General features: G+C 54.3%; 21 protein-coding genes and 3 pseudogenes. 10 read left to right on the plus strand and 14 right to left on the minus strand.

What is annotated here, in order from left to right; genetic code table 11:
- Positions 1–129: 129 nt before the first annotated feature.
- The gene (locus tag GO007_RS06730; RefSeq protein WP_095097162.1) at positions 130–1,749 is read left to right on the plus strand and encodes a peptide ABC transporter substrate-binding protein; all 1,620 of its coding nucleotides are present in this window, start codon (positions 130–132) and stop codon (positions 1,747–1,749) included.
- A gap of 75 nt (positions 1,750–1,824) precedes the next feature.
- On the opposite strand, the gene GO007_RS06735 is transcribed toward GO007_RS06730, so the two are convergent.
- From GO007_RS06735 to GO007_RS06740, 3 genes are all read right to left on the minus strand, one after another.
- Positions 1,825–2,394, minus strand: coding sequence for a DJ-1/PfpI family protein (locus GO007_RS06735; RefSeq protein WP_095097166.1), 570 nt, complete (start codon positions 2,392–2,394; stop codon positions 1,825–1,827).
- A 602-nt stretch (positions 2,395–2,996) separates the two neighbouring features.
- On the minus strand, positions 2,997–3,092 hold the full coding sequence (locus GO007_RS29515) for a YnaM/YnfT family protein (protein ID WP_369125009.1): 96 nt from the start codon (positions 3,090–3,092) through the stop codon (positions 2,997–2,999).
- 276 nt (positions 3,093–3,368) lie between these two features.
- Positions 3,369–3,494, minus strand: a complete 126-nt coding sequence (locus GO007_RS06740; RefSeq protein WP_370525521.1) for a small membrane protein — start codon at positions 3,492–3,494, stop codon at positions 3,369–3,371.
- A 510-nt stretch (positions 3,495–4,004) separates the two neighbouring features.
- On the opposite strand from GO007_RS06740, the gene GO007_RS06745 reads away from it, so the two are divergent.
- Entirely contained in the window at positions 4,005–4,520 is a 516-nt protein-coding gene (locus GO007_RS06745; RefSeq protein WP_095097169.1) for a hypothetical protein, read from the plus strand.
- Positions 4,521–4,656: 136 nt separating this feature from the next.
- On the opposite strand, the gene GO007_RS06750 is transcribed toward GO007_RS06745, so the two are convergent.
- Positions 4,657–4,902, minus strand: a complete 246-nt coding sequence (locus tag GO007_RS06750) for a DinI family protein (RefSeq protein ID WP_095097172.1) — start codon at positions 4,900–4,902, stop codon at positions 4,657–4,659.
- A 157-nt stretch (positions 4,903–5,059) separates the two neighbouring features.
- Entirely contained in the window at positions 5,060–5,254 is a 195-nt protein-coding gene (locus GO007_RS06755) for a hypothetical protein (RefSeq protein ID WP_076945414.1), read from the minus strand.
- 279 nt (positions 5,255–5,533) lie between these two features.
- Here GO007_RS06755 and umuD point away from each other — a divergent pair, with 279 nt between their 5' ends.
- Both umuD and umuC read left to right on the plus strand, forming a co-directional pair.
- Positions 5,534–5,968, plus strand: coding sequence for a translesion error-prone DNA polymerase V autoproteolytic subunit (gene umuD, locus GO007_RS06760; protein WP_095098126.1), 435 nt, complete (start codon positions 5,534–5,536; stop codon positions 5,966–5,968).
- Positions 5,952–7,214 (plus strand): translesion error-prone DNA polymerase V subunit UmuC, encoded by a 1,263-nt coding sequence (gene umuC / locus GO007_RS06765; RefSeq protein ID WP_095097175.1) that lies wholly within the window; start codon positions 5,952–5,954, stop codon positions 7,212–7,214. Before umuD ends, umuC begins: the two co-directional genes overlap by 17 nt.
- A gap of 184 nt (positions 7,215–7,398) precedes the next feature.
- On the opposite strand, the gene GO007_RS06770 is transcribed toward umuC, so the two are convergent.
- The 3 genes from GO007_RS06770 to GO007_RS06780 form a co-directional block, all read right to left on the minus strand.
- The gene (locus tag GO007_RS06770; RefSeq protein ID WP_095097178.1) at positions 7,399–8,481 is read right to left on the minus strand and encodes an oxidoreductase; all 1,083 of its coding nucleotides are present in this window, start codon (positions 8,479–8,481) and stop codon (positions 7,399–7,401) included.
- Positions 8,482–8,494: 13 nt separating this feature from the next.
- Entirely contained in the window at positions 8,495–9,241 is a 747-nt protein-coding gene (locus GO007_RS06775; protein WP_095097181.1) for a DeoR/GlpR family DNA-binding transcription regulator, read from the minus strand.
- Positions 9,242–9,417: 176 nt separating this feature from the next.
- Positions 9,418–10,488: a YncE family protein gene (locus tag GO007_RS06780; protein ID WP_095097184.1), complete on the minus strand. Its 1,071-nt coding sequence runs from the start codon at positions 10,486–10,488 to the stop codon at positions 9,418–9,420.
- 435 nt (positions 10,489–10,923) lie between these two features.
- On the opposite strand from GO007_RS06780, the gene fhuE reads away from it, so the two are divergent.
- From fhuE to dbpA, 4 genes are all read left to right on the plus strand, one after another.
- Positions 10,924–13,110 (plus strand): ferric-rhodotorulic acid/ferric-coprogen receptor FhuE, encoded by a 2,187-nt coding sequence (fhuE, locus tag GO007_RS06785; protein WP_095097187.1) that lies wholly within the window; start codon positions 10,924–10,926, stop codon positions 13,108–13,110.
- Positions 13,111–13,323: 213 nt separating this feature from the next.
- On the plus strand, positions 13,324–14,307 hold the full coding sequence (gene zntB / locus GO007_RS06790; protein WP_095097190.1) for a zinc transporter ZntB: 984 nt from the start codon (positions 13,324–13,326) through the stop codon (positions 14,305–14,307).
- A 282-nt stretch (positions 14,308–14,589) separates the two neighbouring features.
- Positions 14,590–14,775: a proline-rich small protein YnaL gene (ynaL, locus tag GO007_RS29520; protein WP_095097193.1), complete on the plus strand. Its 186-nt coding sequence runs from the start codon at positions 14,590–14,592 to the stop codon at positions 14,773–14,775.
- A 14-nt stretch (positions 14,776–14,789) separates the two neighbouring features.
- Positions 14,790–16,163, plus strand: a complete 1,374-nt coding sequence (dbpA, locus tag GO007_RS06795; RefSeq protein ID WP_095097196.1) for an ATP-dependent RNA helicase DbpA — start codon at positions 14,790–14,792, stop codon at positions 16,161–16,163.
- A gap of 48 nt (positions 16,164–16,211) precedes the next feature.
- On the opposite strand, the gene ttcA is transcribed toward dbpA, so the two are convergent.
- Together ttcA and GO007_RS29525 are read right to left on the minus strand one after the other, a co-directional pair.
- Positions 16,212–17,147 carry a tRNA 2-thiocytidine(32) synthetase TtcA gene (gene ttcA / locus GO007_RS06800; protein ID WP_095097199.1) on the minus strand — a complete coding sequence of 312 codons (936 nt, stop codon included), beginning with the start codon at positions 17,145–17,147 and terminating at the stop codon, positions 16,212–16,214.
- 46 nt (positions 17,148–17,193) lie between these two features.
- Positions 17,194–17,601 (minus strand): annotated as a pseudogene (locus GO007_RS29525) (tyrosine-type recombinase/integrase); the annotation flags it as partial.
- Between the two features lie 516 nt (positions 17,602–18,117).
- On the opposite strand from GO007_RS29525, the pseudogene GO007_RS06810 reads away from it, so the two are divergent.
- Together GO007_RS06810 and GO007_RS06820 are read left to right on the plus strand one after the other, a co-directional pair.
- A pseudogene (locus GO007_RS06810) lies at positions 18,118–19,050 on the plus strand (omptin family outer membrane protease); the annotation flags it as partial.
- Positions 19,051–19,456: 406 nt separating this feature from the next.
- Positions 19,457–20,188, plus strand: coding sequence for a hypothetical protein (locus GO007_RS06820; RefSeq protein WP_143350143.1), 732 nt, complete (start codon positions 19,457–19,459; stop codon positions 20,186–20,188).
- Positions 20,189–20,551: 363 nt separating this feature from the next.
- Here GO007_RS06820 and uspF read toward each other — a convergent pair whose 3' ends face one another.
- From uspF to nifJ, 4 genes and pseudogenes are all read right to left on the minus strand, one after another.
- The gene (gene uspF / locus GO007_RS06825) at positions 20,552–20,986 is read right to left on the minus strand and encodes a universal stress protein UspF (RefSeq protein WP_095097205.1); all 435 of its coding nucleotides are present in this window, start codon (positions 20,984–20,986) and stop codon (positions 20,552–20,554) included.
- A gap of 81 nt (positions 20,987–21,067) precedes the next feature.
- Positions 21,068–21,280: a KTSC domain-containing protein gene (locus tag GO007_RS06830; protein ID WP_095097208.1), complete on the minus strand. Its 213-nt coding sequence runs from the start codon at positions 21,278–21,280 to the stop codon at positions 21,068–21,070.
- Between the two features lie 145 nt (positions 21,281–21,425).
- A pseudogene (locus tag GO007_RS06835) lies at positions 21,426–22,084 on the minus strand (porin); the annotation flags it as partial.
- A 385-nt stretch (positions 22,085–22,469) separates the two neighbouring features.
- Positions 22,470–25,997, minus strand: coding sequence for a pyruvate:ferredoxin (flavodoxin) oxidoreductase (gene nifJ / locus GO007_RS06840; protein ID WP_095097211.1), 3,528 nt, complete (start codon positions 25,995–25,997; stop codon positions 22,470–22,472).
- Positions 25,998–26,026: the final 29 nt, after the last annotated feature.

Here is a 26,026-nt window from a genome sequence, read left to right on the forward strand (position 1 = left end):
ATAGTTTCCCTGGACGATGAAATCAGAATACGCGTCAATTTTCTATCACAAGCCGTTTGCAATTTCAGGTGATGAAACAAATAATCATCCTTCTGCCAGCTCTGGTTTTTTTATTTTAAAGGGGATCTTATGAAGTATCCTGTCACATTGACATGCGGCGCGCTGTGGTTAGCCAGCGTTTCATCTCTGGCCTGGGCGGCGGATGTCCCTCCGGGTACCGTCTTAGCCGAGAAACAGGTACTGGTACGGCACATTAAAGATGAGCCGGCCTCATTAGATCCCGCCAAAGCCGTGGGCTTGCCGGAAATTCAGGTGATCCGCGATCTTTTTGAAGGTTTAGTCAACCAGGACGCTAAGGGCAATCTTATTCCCGGCGTCGCGACCCGCTGGCAGAGCAACGATAACCGGGTCTGGACCTTTACCCTGCGTGATGACGCCCGCTGGTCGGACGGTAGTCCGGTCACGGCGCAGGACTTCGTCTACAGCTGGCAGCGCCTGGTCGACCCGAAAACGACGTCGCCCTTTGCCTGGTTTGCCGCGCTGGCGGGCATAACAAATGCACAAAATATTATCGATGGTAAGGCCGCGGCGGATACGCTGGGCGTTACCGCCGTGGATGCGCGCACGCTGCGGGTGCAGCTGGATAAACCGCTGCCGTGGTTCAGCAATCTTACGGCCAGCTTTGCGTTTTATCCGGTACAGAGAGCGAACGTGGAGAGCGGCGCTAACTGGACGCGTCCGGGCAGTCTTATCGGCAACGGGGCCTACGTTTTAAAAGACCGGGTGGTTAACGAAAAGCTGGTTGTCGTGCCTAACAGCCACTATTGGGATAATGGCAAAACGGTTATCCAGCAGGTGACCTTTGTGCCGATTAACCAGGAGTCGTCGGCGACCAAGCGCTACCTGGCCGGGGATATCGATATCACCGAGTCTTTCCCGAAAAACCTGTATCAAAAATTGCTGAAAGATATTCCAGGGCAGGTGTACACGCCGCCGCAGCTGGGGACCTACTATTACGCGTTTAACACGCGGAAGGGGCCGACCGCCGACGAGCGCGTGCGCCTGGCGCTGAGCCTGACCATCGACCGTCGCCTGATGGCGGAAAAAGTGCTGGGAACCGGCGAAAAGCCGGCCTGGCACTTCACCCCGGACGTGACGGCCGGGTTTACGCCGCAGCCCTCGCAGGCGGAGAGCATGAGCCAGGCCGAGCTGAACGCCCAGGCCAAGGCGCTGCTGCAGGCGGCGGGCTATGGTCCAGGCCGTCCGCTGCAGCTGACGCTGCTGTATAACACCTCGGAAAACCACCAGAAGATTGCCATCGCGGTGGCGTCAATGTGGAAGAAGAATCTTGGCGTCGACGTCAAGCTACAGAATCAGGAGTGGAAAACGTATATCGATAGCCGAAATACCGGTAATTTCGACGTGATTCGCGCCTCGTGGGTGGGGGATTACAACGAGCCTTCCACCTTCCTTTCGCTGCTGACCTCGACCCATAGCGGTAATATCTCCCGCTTTAACGATCCGACCTATGACAAGATTTTAGCCCAGGCGGCGCAGGAGACTTCGGATAAAGCGCGCAACGACGATTACAACGCGGCGGAAAAGATAATCATGGCCAAAGCGCCTATTGCGCCAATTTATCAGTACACCAACGGACGGTTGATCAAGCCGTGGCTGAAGGGCTATCCGATTACCAACCCGGAAGATGTCGCCTATAGCCGGACAATGTATATCGTCAAGCACCCGTAGTTTCATCATCTCATCGCCATTCGGTTATGGCGCGGTTCTCCACGCCATAACCGTCTGCCAACGATCTTCCGCCAGCTATTGCTGCTGCAGCACTTCGGCAAATTTCGCCAGCCACTGCGGGTGCGCGGGCCAGGCGGGAGCGGTGACCAGGTTGCCGTCAACATGCGCCTGATCGATACCTATTTCGGCATAATTTCCGCCGCTGAGCCGGACTTCCGGGGCGCAGGCCGGGTAGGCGCTGCAGGTTCGTCCTTTTAGCACGCCGGCCGCGGCCAGCAGCTGGGGGCCGTGGCAAACGGCGGCAATAGGTTTACCCGCGCGGTCAAACGCCTGCACCAGCTTGAGCACCTCCTCATTCAACCGCAGATATTCAGGCGCCCGCCCGCCGGGGATCAGCAGCGCGTCGTAATCTTGTTCCTTCGCTGCGGAAAAATCGGCGTTAAGAATAAAGCGGTGGCCGGGTTTTTCGCTGTAGGTCTGGGCACCGTCAAAATCATGGATCGCCGTCATGATATAGTCACCTTTGGTTTTATCGGGGCAGACCGCGTCAACCTGATGACCAATCATCTGCAGCGCCTGAAACGGCACCATCGTTTCGTAATCTTCGGCGTAATCGCCGACCAGCATCAGAATCTTCTTGCTCACTATCATCACTCCTGTACGAATAAAGGTGTCTAAGATATAGCCTGGTAGAAGAGGGAATGCGAACCGTCAATCGTCGTCTGGCGGAGCTTCATTCCATCCGGCGGCGGCTGATTTCTGACCTGCCGCCCGCAGATGCGACATTCCGCCATTTATTTGCAATACAATTGTAACGAAAACGATTGCTTACTGGTTTTATATGGTTCTTAATGTTACCCATAACATTAATTAATGGATATAAAGGGACGTTGTGAACGTTGCTGAAACTGGTGCCACCCTGTTATGGCTTGTTGGTGTTATCGTGGTTATTTTCGCCATCGATCTTAAATTTAAGCGTAAGTATCGGCGTAAGCGGACCAAGGATTAGGTTTACCGGCCAGCGCGTCGGCACCCGTAGCGGCCCTGGTCGATAAGTCGGGGGACAGGTTACGGCATGAGAGAGGAGGGGTTGAGCGCGGACGGCGGTAAGCCAGGCGCAATATGCTCTTTCTCCAAAGGAGAGGGCGGCAGAAAGCAACGACAGGGAAAAACGATAATCGCTGATGTGCGGTAGGTAGAATCAGCGATACGGGGTCCAGGAGGTTCGACGATGACCCGAAGAGCAATCAGAATTCGTCGGGGTTATTGGATACAGCGATTCCAACTTTTGCCAGGCTCAATGCCAACAGGCTAAACACGGCAAGCGTTGTTACAACGATCATAAGTGTGGTCACAGCAATCTCGATAGTTTAATACTGACAGTAGTCAGACTGCGTACCTGAGCAATAGTTCCGCAAATAAACAGAACTCGTTCGGGGGACGATGGCCTGACGTGACACAATAATAATATTTTGCGCCTCCCCAGGCATAGGGCAGCGCAATAATTCTGGTTATTCAGGATATTTCAAATAGATACCGTCAAGGACGGTCCGTGCGGCCACGCAGCCGCATGGGTTAAAGGGGCTAAACGCGCGCTCGTCCCCCTAACTTTGTTGCCGTTAGCGTCTTTTTTTGAACGTAAACTTTTGTTTCTTGCGATCCCTTATATACGAAATAAGAGAAAAAACAGCGATCAGGAGCAGTGCGACCGCCAGTGCCAGAAAGAGTAAATTCGCCATACGCATTTATTCCCCGAGAAATTTATGGATATTCTTGCTTTTATGCGAAGAAATTTACTCTTGCCTTAAGAAAAATCCTAATGAAATATTTTTCATAGCTAATAAAAAAGATTTTTTAATGACGTTTGTGAGTAGGTATTGAATTTTAATGTCGATTAAACTCGGTTTTATTAGCATAATATTTCAATTAATTGGCGGTATTTTGCTTGAAAATGCTGAGGGGAGTTTGCGATATTCGGACCCGCAACGAGCCTTATTGGCCCAGTTTTTATGTGCTAACTAACTGAAAAAAATTAGAAACATCGGTTTGCTGTCTGCAGGAAAGCCCACAGGTGCGAAAAATAGCCGTCGATCGGAGCCGTCGATCGGCGCCGTTGGCGGCACCTGCCGCTCATGGCGTGAATTTTTGCGGCAAAATGTGTTTGCAAAAAACGGCTATGGACAAGAGCGGATCATTTCTCAGCCTCCAGGATTAGGTTAATCTGAAAGACACTTCGTCTTATACGGGTTATCAGCATGGGATTGCGTACTATTCAGGGAATGTTTTTTTCTTTGGCATTGATGCTGCCGCTTGTTTCTCAGGCTTCAGATGAAAGGAATCAGCCCAGCAGTGATTTAAATGATGGCGTTGAAACTTTCAGCATTAGCTGTTTTGGTATGCTGCAGCAGACCACCATCGATATTAATGAGTGCACGGCAAAGAAACTCGCGCAGCTTCGCTGGGTAAAAGATAAATATCTGACGACGGCCGCGAAACGAATAGCGCAGGACAGCAGGGACGATCCGCTTCGTTTACAAAAAATGGCGTCGGCATTTAATGATGAAAGTAAAGCCTGGGATAATTTAATTGATAAGGCGTCTACCGCGGCCGGGATTGATTCTGAAGGTGGGACGCTGAGAGGGACTACGGTGGCTTTACGTCAGGAAGGGCTCGTTGAGCTGCAGGTTCATGATATCTGGCAGCACTGGCTGCGCTTTGAGGACACAACCCCGTCGGTTTTGCCGGAGCCCAGGTTTAAGTCTGACGAGTAGGGGATGAGGATTTAAATCACCGCCGGCGGCGGGGAAAAGATTTACCGGGGAAATTTATGTCCAGGGAACGGTATTGGTTAGTGCTAACGCCGGTCCCCGAAAAAAGCCGCTGTTGATATTAGCGCTGCGGCCTGGTTTATTCGTCTGCGCTCATCCACATGTCCGCTTCTTCAAACATCTCCTGGACGGCGCGGCTGATCTGCTCTTTTTCATGCTTGCTGGCATCCGTATTGATTGCGGGCAGCGTCATCATCGGCTTTACGCGAACGTCGGCCTCAGGAAAAATGCGGTGAATTCGTTTCGTGAGTTCAGCCATAATGGTCTCTCTGGCCCCGGCGAACCCTTCAAAATTTCTTTTATCATAAACCAGTTCTACAAACATGCTTCGGCTCCTGTAACTGTAGGCAGTAGTTATACTGTTTTTTTGTACAGTGTCAAGGCGAGAGGGAGAACAGCGCACGTTTTCCACCTCGCCAGTCGACGAGCGTAGGGCTGGTACGTAATGAGCGGCGGTCGGTTATTCCGTCACTAAACAACCTTTAATCGACGTTGTTGAAATAGTCTCGCGCAACTGCTTCGACGTTCTTCGCGTCAATTCCCGTTTTTTCAGTAATCAACTCGATGAACTGCCTGAACTTGTCGGTCATTACGTTGCCGCCATCCCAGTGGGCAACGTAGAAACGGCACTGATAGCGATAAAAGTGGAGGGTGGTATCTCCTAACGTGTAGTACATAAGAATCTCCCGTTCAGTATGTCGGACGAATCGCCATAGTTTGTGGTTATGGTGCCCCACCATAACGCTCTGCTTGCAGCATCTATCCTGCTACTAATTGCGTTAGATTTCCAGAGACGCGTTATTTTTAGCGCCGCCGGGCATGGCGAAGCGCAGCGTCTGTTTAAATATTGCAGAACTTCAAGGTCTTCGCGATAACGTGGCATAAGCGGCTTGATTAACCCGGATGATTTATTAATACTGTATATAAACACAGTTATTATGTCGGGTGAGTTTATGATGACGTTCTACAAGCCGGTTGAGCTGTCGCAGCGGTTTTTGGTGCCGCTGTTTCGCGATCTTGTTCCCTGCGGATTCCCCAGTCCGGCCCAGGATTATGTCGAAGATACGCTTGATTTGAACAAGCTGGCTATTAAGCACCCTAACGCGACCTATTTTGTCAGGGTGAGCGGGGATTCAATGACGGGCGCCGGGATTGATGATGGCGACCTGCTGGTGGTCGATCGCTCGCTGACCGCAGAACATGGCGATATTGTGATTGCTGCCGTTGCCGGCGAGTTTACGGTAAAGGAGCTGCAAACCCGGCCAGTCCTTCAGCTCACGCCGCGCAACCTCAACTATTCCCCTATCGTCTGTCAGCCTGGAGAGGAGCTGCAAATATTTGGCGTGGTCACCTTCACCTTAAAATCACACCGACATGTTCGCGCTTGTTGACGTCAACAGTTTCTACGCCTCCTGCGAAACCGTTTTCCGGCCAGACCTGCAGGGAAAAGCAGTGGTGGTGGTCTCAAATAACGATGGATGTATTATTTCACGCTCGGCGCAGGCAAAGGCGCTGGGCATCCCCATGGGGGCGCCTTACTTCAAAATTAAAGACGACCTGCAGCGTTTGCAGGTGTCCGTTTTTAGCTCGAACTATGCGCTTTATGCCGATCTCAGCCACCGGGTCATGTCGACGCTAACGGAGATGGCGCCGGCGATTGAAATATATTCCATCGATGAGGCTTTTGTTAATTTAGCCGGTATCTCCAGCTATATGCCGCTTGAGACATTCGGTCATCAAATGCGCGATCGGGTCATGAAGCATACCGGGCTAACGGTTGGGGTTGGCATCGCGCCGACCAAAACGCTCGCCAAGCTGGCTAATTTCGCGGCTAAAACGTGGCGCAAAACCGACGGCGTAGTCGAATTATCGAACCGCGATCGCCAGCGTAAGCTGCTCTCTCTGGTACCGGTGCATGAAGTTTGGGGCGTGGGTCGTCGGATCGGGAAAAAACTGGAGCTGATGGGCATCGAAAACGCGCTGCAGCTTGCCGACAGCTCTACCTGGGTGATACGTAAGCACTTTAACGTCGTGCTGGAGCGCACGGTGCGTGAGCTTCGGGGAGAATCCTGCCTGCAGGTGGATGAGTTTGTGCCGACCAAACAGCAGATTATCTGCAGCCGTTCATTTAGTCACCGCATCACCCAATATAGCGATATGCATCAGGCCGTTTGTGCCTATGCTGAACGCGCGGCGGAAAAACTCAGGGCAGAGAAGCAGTACTGCTGCGTGGTCAGCGTCTTTATGCGGACCAGTCCGCATGCCGAAAATGAAGCGTTCTACGCTCCCCAGGCCAGCGGCCGGCTGGCAACGCCCTCTGACGATACCCGGGATATTATTCGCCTCGCTGTCCATGCGCTGGACAGAGTGTGGAAGGAGGGCTTTCGCTATATGAAAGCCGGCATCATGCTGAGTGATTTTTTCAGTCAGGGCGTGGCGCAGCTTAATTTGTTTGATCAATATCAGCCGCAGGCGAACAGCGCCGCGCTGATGCAGGTGGTGGATAGCCTCAATCGTTCGGGCCGCGGCAGCGTGTGGTTTGCCGGGCAGGGCATTCAAAAAAGCTGGGCGATGAAGCGTGAGATGCTATCGCCCGGCTACACGACCCGCTACGCAGATTTGCCCGTCGTCAAATAGGCCGCTTATGCATTCCCGGCGCGACAACCGCTCTGCCGCTGGATCGCTATACCGCTCCGGCGGCGTCATGGCTCACCGCACATTATTGGCTACCGATGGCGAGCGTGTGGGAAAACGCCGCCCGGTGCTGAATACGGGGGGAAGGGCATGACCTGCCAAGCCGCAGGCCATGTTAATTCGAGGATTATTTCAGCGCGGCCAGCTCATCGGCGGTGAGCGTTAACGTCTGCAGCGTGCCGGTTTCGGCGGAGCGAACGGCGGCCTCCAGTACCGCCATCACGGCGAGCGCCTGCAGCGGCTGTACCGGGTTTTCAATCTTGCCGGTGAGCGCATCGCGCACGTTGATGTAGTACTGCCGCTGATCGCCCTGCGGCGCGCTCACTTCCTGAACCTGCGATTGCGCGTCAAAAATGCTCAGGCTGTCGTCATCATGACCCCAGCCTTCGCTGCCGGGAATAACGCCCGCCAGCAGCTGGCCCTCCTGCTGGTCGGCTTTTTGTTTGACCGCGCTGCCTTTGTCACCGTGAACGGTAAAGCGCGCGCTGCCGCCGGCGACCAGCATGCTACAGTGCAGAATGACCTTATGCTGAGGATAATTTAAGACCACGTGCGCCCAGTCATTAATCTCGGCGCCCTGGCGCAGGGTGGCGATGTTACCCTGCACCGACTGCGGCAAGCCGAACAGCTGCAGGGCCTGATCGATCAGGTGCGGACCTAAATCAAACCACAGGCCGCTGCCCGGCACGTTTTGCTCTCTCCAGCGCACGCGAACTTCCGGGCGGAAGCGGTCGAAATGCGACTCAAAGTGCTTAACGGTGCCGATAAGCCCCTGCTCAATAACCTGCCTGATCCCGAGGAAGTCGCTGTCCCAGCGGCGATTGTGGAATACCGAGAGCAGCAGCTGCTTCTCCTGCGCCAGCGCGATAAGCTCGCGAGCCTCCTGCATATCGAGGGTAAAAGGTTTATCAACGACCACGTGCTTACCGGCGTTTAACGCCAGCTTAGCTAGCGGGGCGTGCGTGGCGTTAGGGGAGGCGATCACCACGAGATCGATATCCGGATGCTGGATCGCCTCTTCGGGTGAGGCCACGACGGTAATATCAGGAATATCACGCTTAACCTTTTCCTCATCGCGAGAAGAGACGATGGTCAGCTTCAGGCCGTCAATCGAGCGGATCAGCGGCGCATGGAACGTTTTGCCCACGAACCCATAACCGATCAGCGCAATATTAATGTTCTTACCGTCACCGGCGATAACTTTGTTCATTATTTTCTCCACGTTATTGAGCGTCAGCGATGTTGATGTGCATTGAAATGTCGTCCCCGGCGTCTTCCCAGGCTTTATCCAAAAATAACTGATGAATTTCTGCTAATCCGGCGACCAGATAAGGCTCGCAGTGGTTCAGCTTCATATGGTCGGCAACCAGCCAGCACTCGGTGCTGGCCGCCAGCATGGCGCGCTTGATCTCCGCGTCGGCCTCCTGGCTGGCGCTTAAACCCAGCTGCGCATGCAGCGCGCAGGCGCCGAGGATGGCGATATCAGCCCGATAGCGCGCGAGCAGCGCGAGGGTTGCGCTGCCGGCAAACAGGCGCTGCTGCATATCCCATCTGCCGCCTAACAGAATCAGCTGAATATCCGCCCGGTCGCTGAAGTGCTGGGCGATATCTAAAGAGGTGGTGATAACGGTCATCGGCCCTTTGATGTGGCTGGCGACGGCCAGCACGGTGCTGCCAGCATCTAAAAAGATCGTCGAGCCGGCGGGAATTTTCTCCGCCACCATTTTACCTAAGCGCTGCTTCGTTTTTGGCAGCAGGGCATTTCTGCCCTGGCGGTTCATCGCCGACAGATCGAGGGCGATGGCGCCGCCGTGATTCTTTTGCGCCAGCCCCTGCTTTTCAAGATCGGTCAGGTCGCGACGAATGGTGTCTGCGGAAACCTGCAGCTTATCTACCAGCTCGCTGATGCTGACCTGCCCATTTTCGCTAATAATATCAAGTAGGTATTTTTGTCTGGCGGTTTTGTGCACGGTCTTTAATCCTGCAAAATGCTGCAATAAATCGCATAATACAGCATTTTGCGGCAAAAGAAATCCCGCACCGGCGAAAGCGGGCGCAGCGTGACGGGGGGCGGGGCTTGTTAGTTAAGGGGAAGCGGTTATTTTCCCCTTAGCCCGATCGTCAGGTGCCGGAAAGCGGTGAAAACTCAGTTGAGCTGAATGCGGGCAACGCTGTCCGGGCCCTTGGTGGAATTATCCTCATTGAAATCCTGCTTGATGCTGACGTAAAGAGTGTCCTGATCAGGGGAGAGCAGCAGGCTGTTCGGATGGCTGGCGAACGACCACGCATTTTTCAGCGCATAGGTGGTGGCGTCCAGCTGGAGTACCTTCTTCGATTCGCGCTGGCTGATATAAACCTCATTGCGCTTCGCGCTGAACTTAATACCCAGCGCATCGCCGTCGATACGCTTAATGACCTTACCCGTACGTTCATCAAAGACCAGCGTCGTTTTGGCCTTGGAATCATCGGTAACAAACAGGCGGCCGGTGGCCGGATCTTCCGCCAGATTGAGGAACAGGTACTCTTTGCCGTCGCCCGGGGTCCAGCGCTGCTCAATTTTGTGGCTTGCCGGGTTAATCACCAGAATTTCCCCGCCGCCGTTTGCCGCATAAATGCGATCGGTGAGCGGGGAGTAGATCAGTCCCGTCACCCACTTCCCGGCATTATCAATCCGGCCCTTCAGGGTCATGGTTTTCGCATCTACGATGGAGATAAAACCCGGATCGGCTACGCGGCCAATAAACAGCTGGTTATTGTGGAACAGCACTTCACGGGCGCCGATAGGGTCGCCGTCCTTATCCTGACCGACGAACATCAGGCGCTGTAGCACCTTACCGCTTTGCGCATCCACTTTGGATACCCCGCCGTCCAGCGAGTTGGTGGTGTAGAACGCCTTGCCGTCATCCGCGACCGCCATGCCGAAGTTCTTCAAATCGGTATGGGTTTCAGCCTTAGTGGCCAGCGTGGCGGGATCCAGCCGGTAGATCATGCCGCCGTTAACCGCTTTAAATCCCTGGGCGCTGGCGACAACGAGCGCGCTTTGCGCCGGCAAATAGGCCATCTCGTACAAACCATCGCCCAGCGTACGTTGGCTTAATGACGCGGGCGCTTTGGCAGGCGGCGTCTCCTCGGCCGAAGCCTGCCACGCCGTTAGGGTTAACGCGGAGAGAAGCGCAGCGCACAGCGCTGATTTACGCGGGCCAAATAACGATTTCATTCTGAACCCCATCATTGGATAAATCACTCCCGCAGGGCAAAGCCGCAGCGGGAACGTAAAAAAACAAGAATGAGAATCATAATCATTTATGCTGCGGACGCAAATCATCCCGGCCTCAGGCGCGGCCCTGAGCGCCTGAACGGGCGCAAGGATGGACGACGAAGCGGCTGTTTTCGCGTTCGTTTCCGCACAGTCCTGCGGCAGATCCGGTTCGCGATGATGTCAGGTTGTTGATTTACAAAAAGTATACACTTGCTTACATTTAACTGACAAAATAGCCTGCGATAAATAAGGCAAATAATTATTATTCCCATTCTCATTTGTTGTTTTCTCGCGCCGTATGCCGCCTTCAATCTGCTGACAAAGAGCGATTTTTCAGCGCTGCGGTGAGCGAGATAACGTCACTCACAATAATAATTCCTGATGGGAAAATTTATGTTTTTCAACGACAGGGGCACAGGCGGTAGACCGCCTGCACAGAGTTTATCTAAACCATTTACCGTTTCACTGCTGGCGCTGGCGATCCAGGCCTTTGCCCACCCCGCGCAGGCGGCGGAGAAGGATGAAGACGCGGCGGCCGGGACGCAGCAGGATATGGTGGTCTACGGCAGCGCGGGAAATGCGCCCGAGGAGCAGCAGGATTACGCGGCAAAAACCACCCGTGCGGGGACGAAGATGCTGCTGGCTCCCCGCGATGTGCCGCAGTCGGTCACGATTGTGACCCAGCAGCGCATGAAGGATCAAAATCTGCAGACCATCGACGATGTGCTGACCAACGCGACCGGCGTCTCCTCGCAGCAGATCGACAGCGAGCGTTCGTATTACTATTCGCGAGGGTTTGAAGTCACCAGCTTCGCCTACGACGATATCCCCACCTCGCTTGGCGATGCCTGGAACTACGGCGATGCGCAGGAAGATACCGCTATTTACGATCGCATCGAAGTGGTTCGCGGCGCCACCGGCCTGATGACCGGCGCGGGCGACCCCGGCGCCACGGTGAACATGGTGCGTAAAAAGGCGGACAGCAAAACCCTGACCGGGAACGTGAGCGCCAGCTACGGCAGCTGGAATAAGCAGCGCTACGTGGGCGACCTGTCGGCTCCGCTCAATGCCGACGGCAGCGTGCGTGGGCGAGTGATTGCCGGCTATCAGGATCAGGATAGCTGGCTGGACCGCTACCATAAGAGCAAAAAGTTTCTCTACGGCGTCGTGGATGCCGACCTGACGGATAGCACCCACGTATCGCTGGGCTGGGACTATCAGAAGTCGAATACCGGCAATCCGACGTGGGGCGGGCTCCCCAGCCTGTATAGCGACGGTTCGCGGACCCATTACGATCGCAGCACCAACACGGCGGCCGACTGGACGCGTTACGCCATTGAATCCCGCAAGGTATTTGCCGGCCTGACGCAGGAGTGGGATAACGGCTGGTCATTCCGCTTCAACGGCACCCACGGCGAACAGACCCTGAACGACACGCTGCTGTATGTGATGGGGAATCCCGATGCCGATACCGGCGAAGGCGCCAGCGGCTGGGGAAGCAAGGATCGCGGCAAGCGAACCCTCGACTCCTTCGATGCCTATGCCAGCGGGCCGTTTGAGCTGCTGGGTCGCCAGCACCAGCTGATGGCCGGCGCCAGCTACAGCCGCCAGCATAACGCCAGCTTTAGCCAGGACGGGCCGATGGATAGCGAGCAGCTCGGGGTCTTTAATAACGGCTGGAACGGCAGCGTGGCGCAGCCGGAGTGGGGGGACTGGTATCTGAATGCGGATGATATCGTGCGGCAGAAATCGGCCTATACCGCCGCCCGGTTCTCGCTCGCCGACCCGCTATCGCTGATCGTCGGCGCGCGCTACACCCAGTACAGCGCCAACGGCAGCAGCGGCGATATGCGTAAATACAACGTGACGCCGTACGGCGGCGTGGTTTACGACATTACGGAGAGCCTGTCGGCATACGCCAGCTATACCTCAATTTTCTCCCCTCAGACCAAACGTTCGGCGGATGGCGGATGGCTGTCGCCGATAACCGGTAAGAACTATGAATCCGGGCTGAAGGCCGACTGGCTGGATAGCCGGCTGACGACCAGCTTCGCCATCTTCCGCATTGAGCAGGAGAATGCGCCCGAGGCGGTAAGCGGCGAGTTTGTGAACGGCTCCAGCGAGCAGGCCTACCGCGCGGCAAAAGGCGCGGTCAGCAAAGGGGCGGAGCTGGAGGTCAACGGCGCGGTCAGCGACAATATGCAGCTGACGTTCAGCGCCACGCGCTATGTCGCCACCGACAGCAGCGGTCGTTATAACAGCTTTGCGCCGCAAACGCAGCTTAAGCTCTTCACGCGCTATCGTATTCCGGCGCTGCCTGAGCTGACCGTAGGCGGCGGGGCCACCTGGCAGAATCGGGTCTACCAGGACGTCAGCGGGCCGGACGGTGAAACGCAGCGCCTGTATCAGGGCAGCTACCCGCTGGTGAGTCTGTTCTCGCAGTATCAGCTGACAAAACAGCTTACCGTGCAGGCCAATATCAATAACCTGTTCGATCGTGAATATTACTCCTATCTGGATGATTCTGCGGTGTACGGGGAGCCGCGCAGCGTCTCGGTGAGCATGAACTATACGTTTTAATTTCCCCCACCCGCAGGCTCCTCGCGAGAGGGCCTGCGGGCAGGTAGGCCTGGTGCTGGGGCCTACCTGTGCATAGGTGCGGGCCTTATCGGTGCCAGCGCGCTGGGGTAGCGGCTTTTGTCAGCGAATTCAGCACCCTGCTTGTTTTAGCTCTTGCTTAACGGAGGCGTCAGGCTAGACTACGAAAATTAAGCATGAGTTAACGGAGGTCTGGTGGAGGCGATTAAAGGTACGGAACTGAATGTGCCGGATGCCGTTTTTGCATGGCAGTTTGACGGACAGGGCGGCGTAAAGCCGCTGACGAATAGCGACACTATCGATAAAGATCATCCCTGCTGGCTACATCTGAACTACACCCATGCCGACAGCGCGCAGTGGCTGGCGCAAACGCCGCTGTTGCCGAATAGCGTGCGGGATGCGCTGGCGGGCGAAAGCACCCGACCGCGGGTGACGCGGGTCGGCGACGGCACGCTGATTACGCTGCGTTGTATTAACGGCAGCACCGACGAACGGCCGGATCAGCTGGTGGCGATGCGCTTATATATGGATGAGCGTTTAATCGTCTCTACCCGACAGCGGCGGGTGCTGGCGCTGGACGATGTGCTCGGCGACCTGCGTGAAGGCACCGGCCCGGTGGACTGCGGCAGCTGGCTGGTGGACGTCTGCGATGCGCTGACCGACCATGCCAGCGAGTTTATCGAACAGCTGCATGACCGGATAATCGACCTTGAGGATAATTTGCTGGATCAGCAGATCCCTCCGCGCGGCTTCCTGGCCCTGCTGCGTAAGCAGCTGATTGTGATGCGCCGCTATATGGCCCCGCAGCGCGATGCCTACTCCCGGCTGGCCAGCGAACGTCTGCCGTGGATGAATGACGACCAGCGTCGGCGCATGCAGGATATCTCCGATCGCCTGGGCCGCGGCCTGGATGAGATCGATAGCTGCATCGCTCGTACGGCGATTATGAGCGATGAGATCGCGCAAATTATGCAGGAGGCGATGTCGCGTAGAACCTATACCATGTCGCTGATGGCAATGGTCTTTCTGCCCAGCACCTTTCTGACCGGCCTGTTTGGCGTCAACCTCGGCGGGATCCCCGGCAACGAGTGGCATTTGGGCTTTTCTATCTTTTGCATAATGTTAGTTGTTCTGATTGGTGGTGTTGCGTGGTGGTTGCATCGTAGTAAATGGCTGTAAATAATCGCCTTTTATCAGCCTCCGGGCGTGAAAACCCGGCAATGTTTGAGCGAAATCAATAAACCATCTACCCGTTCGGGGCAATATCTCTCTCGCAGGTGAATGCAACGTCAAGCGATGGGCGTTGCGCTCCATATTGTCTTACTTCCTTTTTTGAATTACTGCATAGCACAATTGATTCGTACGATGCCGACTTTATTGAGTCGGCTTTTTTTTTGCTCTCCTGCGGCCAGCTTCTACGCTTAATGGGTGGTACACCCGCCCATAACCGGGAGAGTCAAAATGCGATACCAGCCTTTAACGTCAATACCCATTTCACCTGAGCCTAACGACCCGACGCCGGTGCCGGACCCTCGGCCTCGTCCGCATCCTTTACCCGACCCGCCGCCGGATGATGAGCCGATTAAATTGTCGCATCAGAGGCGCAATTCTGCGAGGATACGCGCCTGTCAATTGCGCGCCCTTTAACACGAGAAAAAATTGTGACCGCTTTTTCAACACTGAACGTTTTGCCCGCCGCCCAGCTCGATAATCTGAATGAGCTGGGATACCTTGCGATGACCCCGGTCCAGGCGGCGGCTTTGCCGGCGATTCTGGCCGGTAGAGATGTGCGCGTGCAGGCAAAAACCGGCAGTGGGAAAACGGCCGCATTCGGCCTTGGCCTGCTCCAGCAGGTTGATGCCACGCTGTATAAGACGCAGTCTCTGGTGCTGTGCCCGACGCGCGAGCTGGCCGATCAGGTCGCCGGCGAGCTGCGTCGGCTGGCGCGCTTTCTGCCGAATATTAAAGTTTTAACCCTGTGCGGGGGCCAGCCCTTTGGCGCCCAGCGTGATTCGCTCCAGCATGCGCCGCATATTATCGTCGCCACGCCGGGACGCCTGCTCGATCACCTGCAGAAGGGCACCGTATCGCTGGATGCGCTGCAGACGCTGGTGATGGACGAGGCGGATCGGATGCTGGACATGGGGTTCAGCGACGCCATTGATGAAGCGATTCGCTTTGCGCCCGCCGAGCGGCAGACGCTGCTGTTCTCGGCGACCTGGCCGGCGGCCATTGCGGCGATTAGCGGACGCGTGCAGAACAATCCGCAAACCATCGAGATTGATTCCGTTGATGCGCTGCCGGCGATTGAACAGCAGTTCTTCGAAACCTCGCAGAAAGGCAAAATTGCGCTGCTGCAAAAGCTGCTTAGCCAGCATAAGCCGGCGTCCTGCGTGGTGTTCTGTAATACCAAAAAGGATTGCCAGGCCGTTTGCGATGCCCTCAACGCCGCCGGGCAGAGCGCGCTGTCGCTGCATGGCGATCTTGAGCAGCGCGATCGCGATCAAACCCTGATCCGCTTTGCGAACGGCAGCTCGCGCGTGCTGGTGGCGACCGACGTCGCGGCGCGCGGTCTCGATATTAAATCCCTGGAGCTGGTGATTAACTACGAGCTGGCCTGGGACCCGGAAGTTCACGTACACCGCATCGGCCGCACCGCGCGCGCCGGTGAGAGCGGGCTGGCGATTAGCCTTTGCGCGCCGGAAGAGGCCCAGCGTGCCAATATTCTTGCGGAAATGCTGCAGCTAAAACTGAACTGGATGAACGCGCCGACCGGCGGCACGATCGTACCGCTGGAAGCCGAAATGACGACCCTGTGCATTGACGGCGGTAAGAAGGCCAAAATGCGCGCAGGGGACGTTCTGGGTGCGCTGACCGGAGATTTGGGATTCGATGGCGCCGATATCGGCAAGATCAACGTGCATCCGGCGCACGTCTACGTGGCGCTGCGCCAGGGCGTGGCCCATAAAGCGTTCAAGCTGCTGCAGAACGGCAAGATTAAGGGCAAGAACTGCCGGGTTCGTTTACTGAAATAGAATAGGCAAGGGCGTCTCAGCCATCGCGCTGAGACGCCAGTTCGCGGTTTACTTCACTTCCACCACGTTCAGCCGCAGCTCGTCCAGCTGGGCATCATCTTCTTCCGGCTGCCAGCCGGCGGGCTGGAGCGGGATCTCTTCGCGATCGAACGCCAGGTCGCCGCCGTCAACCACGTCAGAGCCGTGGGTAATCCCTTTAAAGTCAAACAGGTTGACGTCGCTAAGATGTGACGGCACGACGTTCTGCATAGCGCTGAACATGGTCTCGATACGCCCGGGATAGCGTTTATCCCAGTCGCGCAGCATGTCGCCGATCACCTGACGCTGCAGGTTAGGCTGGGAGCCGCAGAGGTTGCATGGGATAATTGGGAAACCTTTCGCCTGCGAGAAGCGTTCGATATCTTTTTCGCGGCAGTACGCCAGCGGGCGGATAACGATATGCTTACCGTCGTCGCTCATCAGCTTCGGCGGCATGCCTTTCATCTTGCCGCCGTAAAACATATTGAGGAACAGCGTCTGCAGAATGTCGTCACGGTGGTGGCCGAGGGCGATTTTTGTCGCGCCGAGCTCGGTGGCGGTGCGATAGAGGATCCCGCGGCGCAGGCGTGAACAGAGCGAACAGGTGGTTTTACCCTCAGGAATTTTCTCTTTGACGATCCCGTAGGTGTTCTCTTCGACAATCTTATACTCGACGCCGAGCTGCTGCAGGTACTCCGGCAGAATGTGCGCCGGGAAGCCGGGCTGCTTCTGATCGAGGTTTACCGCAACCAGAGAGAAAGAAATGGGCGCGCTTTTTTGTAAACTGCGCAGGATTTCCAGCATGGTGTAGCTGTCTTTCCCGCCGGAAAGGCAAACCATAATTCGGTCGCCTTCTTCAATCATATTGAAATCGGCAATGGCTTCGCCGACATTGCGGCGCAGGCGCTTCTGCAACTTATCGATGTTGTATTTTTCTTTTTTAGTAAGATCTTGATTTTCTTGCATTATTAACATTCTCTGAAACAAAAAGGGCATGTAGGGCAAAGTTAAATCACAGTTCAAGCCTGGCGTTGAGTATCGATACCCGATCGCCGTTCATTTCTTCAGTCCATGAACTGTAGACTTCAGACACCATTTTCGCGTTTCCATGCCCCATCTGGTTAGCAATAAAAGACGGGTTAGCGCCGGCTGATAGCAGCCAGCAGGCAAAAGTATGTCGGGTATGGTACGGATTCCGACGACGAATGCCAGCGCGTTTTACTGCGACTTCTCATCTACTACCGATACTGCTGTGAGAGTAGTCGGCTTCTGCACCTCGTTCCGCTTCCTGGGTATAAAAACAAAGCGCAGTTTTTGTGGTTCGCGAGCGCCGTACTCACCTGCGGTGAAAAGTAATTTTCGTCAGAGATTGCGAGGTAGTCGGTGCGTGTTGTGCTTGCAAAGCTTCCCGCGCAGGTTCAGGCATCTTTAATTGCCCGGTAGCAGAATGCAGAGGTGATTGGGGTAGGGGGAAACCATCTATAAATATTTGCCTGAGGTAAACGAGAAGTAATAAAAAACTCGACCTGAGTCGAGGGGCGGTGCTGGCAACTCGATCAGAGAAACTTAAATTTTTCGAGGCTATCTTTTGCCAGTTAAAAGCAGTGCACCAGGATTTAAATATAATTATTAGCACCCTGATAATTTATTTGTTAAATAATTCGCTATAGATAATTAATAGACCTGCGGGTTGAGTGAGAATCGAGTGAAAAACACAGTTTTTTGCTGCAGCAGGTGATCGATATTAGCCAGCAAATACATCAGGGATATCTGCAAAGTACGGGCTATTCCTCTCTAAAAAAGAGGAATGTAACCCGTCAGGAGGTTGGAATTCCTGGCGACTGAAAAAACAATTACAAAAATTGACAGTTGCCTCACATTTGTATGAGATTTAAACTTCATCTGCAACTTATGGATTCCCTTTTGATTATGGAAAAAAAGTACTGTTGCAGTAATGATGATGGCTACTCTTTCAGGAACAGCTTATGCGGAGTCAACGCAGTTAACCCCGAATTTCTCTCCGGAAAGTTTTACTGTATCGACCTCTGCAGGGATGCTAAGCGGAAAATCTCATGAGATGGTTTATGACGCGGATACAGGTCGAAAAGTTAGTCAGCTGGACTGGAAAATAAAGAATGTTGCTATTCTGAAAGGTGACATCTCCTGGGATGCGTACTCCTTTCTGACGCTGAACGCCCGCGGCTGGACGTCTCTGGCTTCGGGATCCGGTCATATGGATGATTACGACTGGATGAATGATAACCAGTCCGGATGGACAGACCACTCATCTCATCCCAGCACGAATGTTAATTATGCCAATGAATACGATCTCAATGTGAAAGGCTGGATATTCCAGGACGAAAACTACAAAGCTGGTGTAATCGCCGGTTATCAGGAAACACGTTTCAGCTGGACGGCTACCGGTGGTTCTTACGACTATGATAACGGTGCTTATACCGGCAATTTCCCAACCGGAGAGCGTGGTATTGGTTACAGTCAGCGATTCTCTATGCCATACATTGGTCTGGCGGGTCAGTATCGTATTAATGATTTTGAATTTAATGCCTTGTTTAAATTCAGTGATTGGGTCCGGGCACATGATAACGATGAACACTATATGCGGGATCTGACCTTCCGTGAGAAAACGACTAATTCGCGTTATTACGGTACGTCGATTGATGCCGGATATTACGTCACGCCTAATGCCAAAGTTTTTGCCGAATTCACATACAGCAAATATGAAGAAGGCAAGGGAGGTACTCAGATTATTGATACCAACAGCGGCGAGTCGGCCTCAATTGGTGGCGACGCTGCCGGAATTTCAAATAAAAACTATACTATTACAGCTGGTCTGCAATATCGGTTCTAAATCAGTACAGATCCTGGGTATACCTTCTGTTGGATATAAAGCCCCTTCTGGGGCTTTTATAGCACTGTGTGACCCACGACTAGCGCGGGCTATTCTGGCGATTCACCGCGATCCTGGCCGGGGATAGTCTGTTGCTAAACTTTCGCCAGGAGTTTTGTGGTGGCAATGAGCGAGAAGCTGACGTCAATTGAATCTGTTCTTGAGAACAGATACCAGCCCAATAGTGACTTTAAGGTACCGGAGAACCACCATGATTTTGTACTAAGAACACATTTTTATGCTGAGTTAATTTTGTAATGCTGAATACATATTTATTCAGATAAAATAGATCTCACTATCTACATGGTATTAGTTTTCCCGATATACTATCACCTGATTATTCGAATAAATGATGGATGGTCCTACTATGCTCACATCTGACGCGCGTTATCAGCTCTTAGCTATGTATAGTGCACAGCATCTACGTGCTGTTGCAAACAGAATTATTGCTCGTACTGAGTTACCCGCACTACATTTTTCTTCACTAGTCTGGCGGGGTATGTGGTTACCGATAATCCCGCCACTTTTACAATCTGACTCATCTAACGAATTCTTTCAAACTACTGGGTTTCACTATCCGTCCACTTCACGCCTTAAGTCCTGGCTTACTCCAGATAATAAGGGTATTCTTGATATCAACTCTTCAGGTAAGCTTATATATCTTGCTGAGTTTATTGAAAAAGACTGGCATCTTCATCAGCAAGAGCCAATATGGAGAAAACATCCGACAAACAGACTTAACGGCTATGCATATAACATTATACAGATCCTAATGTATGATAAAATTTCTGATGATTATCCAACTGAATACTATCGTACAATTCAGTATAATCTTTTAGATTCAACATTAAAAAATAAAAATCTCAATGACTGGATTAATGCATATCAAAAAAATTCAAAAGACCCGTTTTTTGTTGCCACATTAGACTTGACTCGGATATCGAATATGAAGTCAACTTTTTTATGGCAAATTACGCTTGAGACGAGAAATGGACTATACACAACCTTATCTATGGAGGCAACACCAGGTTCCTCACATTATTCTTACGCACATCCTATTAGACGCAAACGGGTTCATTCATTTATAGGATATGTTTGAAAGTTGAGTTTATTGTGCATAAAAAAGGACTGATTACCTATTTTTTTTGCTCTTCCTTTTACATGTGCAAATACTCGACACCGTAACGAGTTGAATATTTAATCCATTTCCTGCATGCAAAAGTCTGCTCCAGGCTCGAAGCAGACTGCTGTAGGGCTAACTATTAATCACAACATTTACAGGAAAGCTATTATTCTGCCAGCAGCGTTGCTGACGGCGGCAACTAATGGCGTCTGACGTTGATGAGTATCAGTCTGTGGCGTGTATGGTACGGATTCGCGCCGGGGATGTCAGCACATTTAAGAGAGTTTAATCGGTGGCGGATTAAGATAAAAAGCCCGCACCGGCGGCGGGCTGAAGAGGTTAGCGGACAACCAGTACGGAGCACTCGGCATGACGCACGACGGCCGCGGCGTTAGAGCCGAGCAGGTAGGTCGTGATATCCGGGCGGTGAGAGGCGATGATGACTAAATCTGCCGGCAGCGACTTCGCCAGCCCCAGAATGTTGTCTTTCGGCGAACCTTCGGCAATATGGAAATGCACCCGGTCTTCAGGGATGGAAAACTGCTTCACCACCTCTTTCAGCCGCGTTTCAGAATCCGCTTTGAACTCATCCATCGGCGGCATCTCTGCGGTATAGGCCATGCCCAGCGAGGCATAATAGGGAAGAGAGGGGATCACGGTCAGAAAGTGGACTTCCGCATCATCAATCCGTGCTTCGGCTTCAACGTGGCTGATAACGCGTTGAGTTAATTCTGTATCGGAAATATCTATGGGTACAAGAATTATTCTGGTCATAAAACCTCCTGTTTAATTAACCTTTAAAAGTGTACGACATTCAGGGGCGATATGTACAATGACCAGGGTCACACTTTGGCTTCAGACCACGGGGCGTTCGGTAAATTTACCTTTGATAACCCCGTCATAAAACCGACCTTTGGAAACCACCTGCAGAAAGTTGTGAAAAACCCGCGGTGGTACGTTGCAGTACTGCAGAGTTTTATTGTCACGAAAACGTATTTCAAGGATGCCGGAGGTTTCGTCGTAGGCGACGGAAGTAATTCGGGATGATTTTACGGGATGATGATGCATTGCTGGCGTCCTTTACGAGCGGTCTTTTAAGCAATATATCATCCACTGGACGACTATTTTAACACAACAGGTATATTGTTTTGATTTGGTTAAAATGTCGGCAGAAAGGGAGGCGCAGACCCGTTGTCGCCAGCGGGCCGCGGCATCAAAACTGGTAGACCAGGCCTGGAGACACGGCATCATCGGTGCCGATGCCGATGCCGATGCCGATGCCGATGCCGCTGTTTGCGTAGAAGCTGTCGTTTTTATCCAGCAGGCTGATTCTGTCATCGACATAGGTGGACATGGTTGAAGTAATCGGTCGCGCCGATATTGGCATACTTCACCAGATCTTTATCGCCGTCGGTGTTGTTCAGGCCTCTACCTTTCGACATCAGGAAAGAGACGGCCGGACGCAGGCCAAAATCGAACGGATACTGAGCGGTGACTGCAACGTTCTGCGTTTTGTTGGCGATCGCACCGTTCTGGTTGCCGTAAGGGGTCATATTGCGGGTTTCAGAGTAGGGAGATATTGCTGGCGTCATATTTCAGGCCGGTGCTCCAGGCGTCGGCCTTGTCGCCGCCGGCGGGTTGGTCTGCTCGTTGGTACGGTCGGCACTCGCCAAATTTCAGACCGGCGAATGCCAGACGGATCCAGGCGTGGTTAGTCTCTGATTCGCTATTATTGGCCTGAGCGTTATATTCCCATTGGCCGTAGCCGGTCAGCAGACAGCTAATATAAGCTTCGCCTGTGAAGCCAGGACGGATACAGCTTATATCGTCATCAGAATACGTATCATCGGAGAAATAATGTAAGCCATCTACTAATGGTGGTCAGTGCTTTCTTTTTATTTGGAGAATCCTTTAATGTTTTTTTTGACTTCCTGCGAAGAGATTGGATTATTTAAAATGAAGGGTGTTAGGTTATGTGGAATATAAAATTCTTCGCTATAAGTAAAGTCTAAAATAAATAACGCCGCTGCTGCGGTGATAGTTTTAGTGAATCTATCAATGCAATACATATAAAATAAAAATTATACGGCGGCAGATTAATGAGATATTATTCGCGCGTTATATGCCTTTGTTTATTGTCAGCAGATTTTTGGTTGCCGCATTTTGGTGTCCTGTTACGGACTATTTAAACGATAAAATGACAAGCCCGAATATGTATTCGGGCTTTTTTTATGGCAACGCTCAGGTGCAGTGAAAATTAGCTTTCGACGGTGGGTTTCTCCGCTTTACCGGCCATCCGGGCAAGGAAGTCATAGCGCTTTTGCAGATCCGCCGCGGCATCCTGCCACAGTTGCTCTGCCACCTCCGGCTGCTGCGCGTTGAGGCGACGGAAGCGCTGCTCGTTTAGCAACGTTTCCGCCAGCGCGTCTGACGGCGGGCGAGAGTCTAGCGCCAGCGGGAGCTTACCTTCATCCGCGCGGCGCGGATCGAAGCGGTACAGCGGCCAGAACCCGGTCGCGGTCAGCTGACGCATCTGATCGTGGCTCAGCGCCAGATCGTAACCGTGCTCTTCGCATGGGCTGTAGGCGATAATCAGCGACGGTCCCGGATAGGCCTCCGCTTCCTGAATCGCTTTCACCGTCTGATTAAGCTGGGCGCCCAGCGAAATCTGCGCCACGTAGACGTGGCCGTACATCATCATGCTGACGCCGAGGTCTTTGCGCGATTTACGCTTACCGTGCTCGCCAAATTTGGTGACCGCGCCGAGCGGCGTGGCCTTCGATGCCTGGCCGCCGGTGTTGGAATAGCACTGGGTGTCGAGAACCAAAATATTGACGTTCTCGGTCAGGCTCAGCACGTGGTCGAGGCCGCCGAAGCCGATATCGTAGGCCCAGCCGTCGCCGCCGATCAGCCAGATCGATTTTTCCACCAGCGCGTCGGCGTCGGTCAGCAGCTCCTGCGCTCCCTCAACGCCGGCCAGCGCGCGGCGCAGCTCCGCCACCTGCTCACGACGGACGTCAGGAGCGGCCTCGGCGTGCAGGGCAGCGTTCAGCTCCGCCGGGATCGTATCGGTAAACTGCGTCAGCAGGCGCATCACCCGTTGACGATGCTGATCCACGGAGAGGCGGAAGCCAAGGCCAAATTCGGCGTTATCTTCAAATAAAGAGTTGGCCCATGCCGGGCCGCGCCCGTTGGCGTCGGTGGTATACGGCGTTGACGGCAGGTTACCGCCGTAAATAGACGAGCATCCGGTGGCGTTGGCGATCAGCATCCGGTCGCCGTACAGCTGGGTCAGCAGCTTGATGTAAGGCGTTTCGCCGCAGCCGGAGCAGGCGCCGGAGTACTCAAACAGCGGGCTTATCAGCTGAGAGGTACGAATATCAATGCGCTCCAGCGCGTTGCGGTCGATCTCCGGCAGGTTGAGGAAGAAGTCGTAATTGACCTTCTCCTCCTCAACGTGCTCAAGGCGCGACATCATATTGATGGCCTTGATCTCCGGGTTCTGCCGGTCTTTAGCCGGGCAAACCTCAACGCACAGATTACAGCCGGTACAATCTTCCGGCGCCACCTGCAGAACGTATTTCTGTCCGCGCATATCGCGGGATTTCACATCCAGCGAATGCAGGCTGGCCGGGGCCGTTTCCATCGCCTCCGGGGAGATAACCTTGGCGCGGATTGCCGAGTGCGGGCAGGCCGCGACGCAGTGGTTACACTGGGTACACAGCTCCTCTTTCCAGATAGGGATCTCTTCGGCGATATTGCGTTTTTCCCAACGGGTGGTGCCCATCGGCCAGGTGCCGTCCGGCGGCAGAGCGGAGACCGGCAGCGCATCGCCGAGTCCGGCCAGCATGGCGGCGGTGACGGTTTTGACAAAGTCCGGCGCGGAATCGGAGACCACCGGCGGGCGGTTCGGGCTGGCGGCGTTGACCTGCTGCAGCGGCACTTCGGCCAGCGACTCGCGGGCCATCGCCAGCGCCTGCCAGTTGCGCTCAACCAGCTCCTGACCTTTGCTGCTATAGCTTTTGGCAATCGCGCCCTGCAGCTCGGCCAGCGCGCTGTCGCCCGGGAGAATTTGCGTCAGATGGAAGAACGCCATCTGCATCACGGTGTTGATACGCGCGCCGAGGCTGCATTCGCGGGCAATTTTGGCGGCGTTGACGACATAAAAGCGCGCCTGCTTCTGGTTAAGCATCGCCTGCACTTCCTGCGGCAGGCGCGACCACGCCTCATCGGCGGCGTACGGCGTATTCAGCAGGAAAATCCCGCCGGGCTTCAGCCGCTCCACCATCTGATATTTATCGATAAACTGCAGCTGATGACAGCCGACGAAATCGGCCTGCGAGATCAGGTAGGAAGAGCGAATCGGCTTCTCGCTGACGCGCAGGTGCGAAACGGTCAGCCCGCCGGCCTTTTTCGAATCGTAGACGAAATAGCCCTGCGAGAACCACGGCGTCGAGTTGCCGATGATTTTGATGTTGTTCTTGGTGGCCGATACGCTACCGTCGCTGCCCAGACCGTAGAACAGCGCTTCCAGCTTTGCCTCCGACGGCAGGGTATTTTCCCCCAGCGGCAGGGAGAGGTTGGTGACATCGTCATAGATACCGACGGTAAAGCGCGGTTTCGGTTTGGCCGCGCTCAGCTCGTTAAACACGGCCAGCACGCACTCCGGGCCGAACTCTTTTGACGACAGGCCATAGCGGCCGCCGATGGTGCGCGGCAGCGTTTCGCGTTCCCCGCGGTTAAACGCCTCCGCCAGCGCGGTCATGATGTCGAGGTACAGCGGCTCAGCCTGGGCGCCGGGCTCTTTGGTGCGGTCCAGCACGGCGACCGCGCGCGCGCTTTCCGGCAGCGCTTCCAGCAGGTGGGCGGCGGAGAAGGGGCGATAGAGGCGCACTTTCAGCACGCCGACTTTTTCGCCGCGGCCGAGCAGTTCGTCCACCACTTCTTCGCAGGTGCCGATGGCGGAACCCATCACCACAATCACCCGTTCAGCCTGCGGATGGCCATAGAATTCGAACGGCTTATAGCGACGACCTGTCGCGGTCGCGAAATCGTCCATTGCCGTTTCGACATGGTCGTAGACCGCGTCGTACCACGGGTTGGTGGCCTCACGGGACTGGAAATAGGTATCCGGGTTAGCGGAGGTTCCGCGAATTACCGGATGTTCAGGATTCAGCGCGCGCAGGCGATGGGCGTCGATTTCATTCTGCGGCAGCAGGCTGCGGATGGTGTCATCCGCCAGCGGCGCGATTTTGTTGATTTCGTGCGAGGTGCGGAAGCCGTCAAAGAAATGGATGAACGGCACCCGGCTTTTGAGGGTCGCAATATGGGAAATCAGGGCAAAATCCTGCGCCTCCTGGACGTTGCTCGCGCAGAGCATCGCGCAGCCGGTCTGCCGCACGGCCATTACGTCCGAGTGATCGCCGAAAATGGACAGCGCATGGGTCGCGACGGTACGCGCGGCGACGTGCAGGACAAACGGCATCAGCTGACCGGCCAGTTTGTACAGCGTCGGGATCATCAGCAGCAGACCCTGCGAGGAGGTAAAGGACGTCGAGAGGGCGCCGGTTTGTAAAGCCCCGTGCACGGCGCCGATAGCCCCGGCTTCCGACTGCATTTCGACCACCCGAGGTACGTCGCCCCAGATGTTTTTTAGCCCGTTACCGGCCCAGGCGTCGGCCTGCTCGGCCATCGTTGAGCTGGGGGTAATTGGGTAGATGGCGATAACTTCACTGGTGCGAAACGCGACAGAAGCGGCCGCGCCATTACCGTCGATAGTAATCATAAAAAGAGACCCTAACATTGCGCAAACAA

This window comes from Klebsiella sp. 10-1, assembly GCF_009758445.1.
Taxonomy (GTDB): domain Bacteria; phylum Pseudomonadota; class Gammaproteobacteria; order Enterobacterales; family Enterobacteriaceae; genus Klebsiella; species Klebsiella scottii.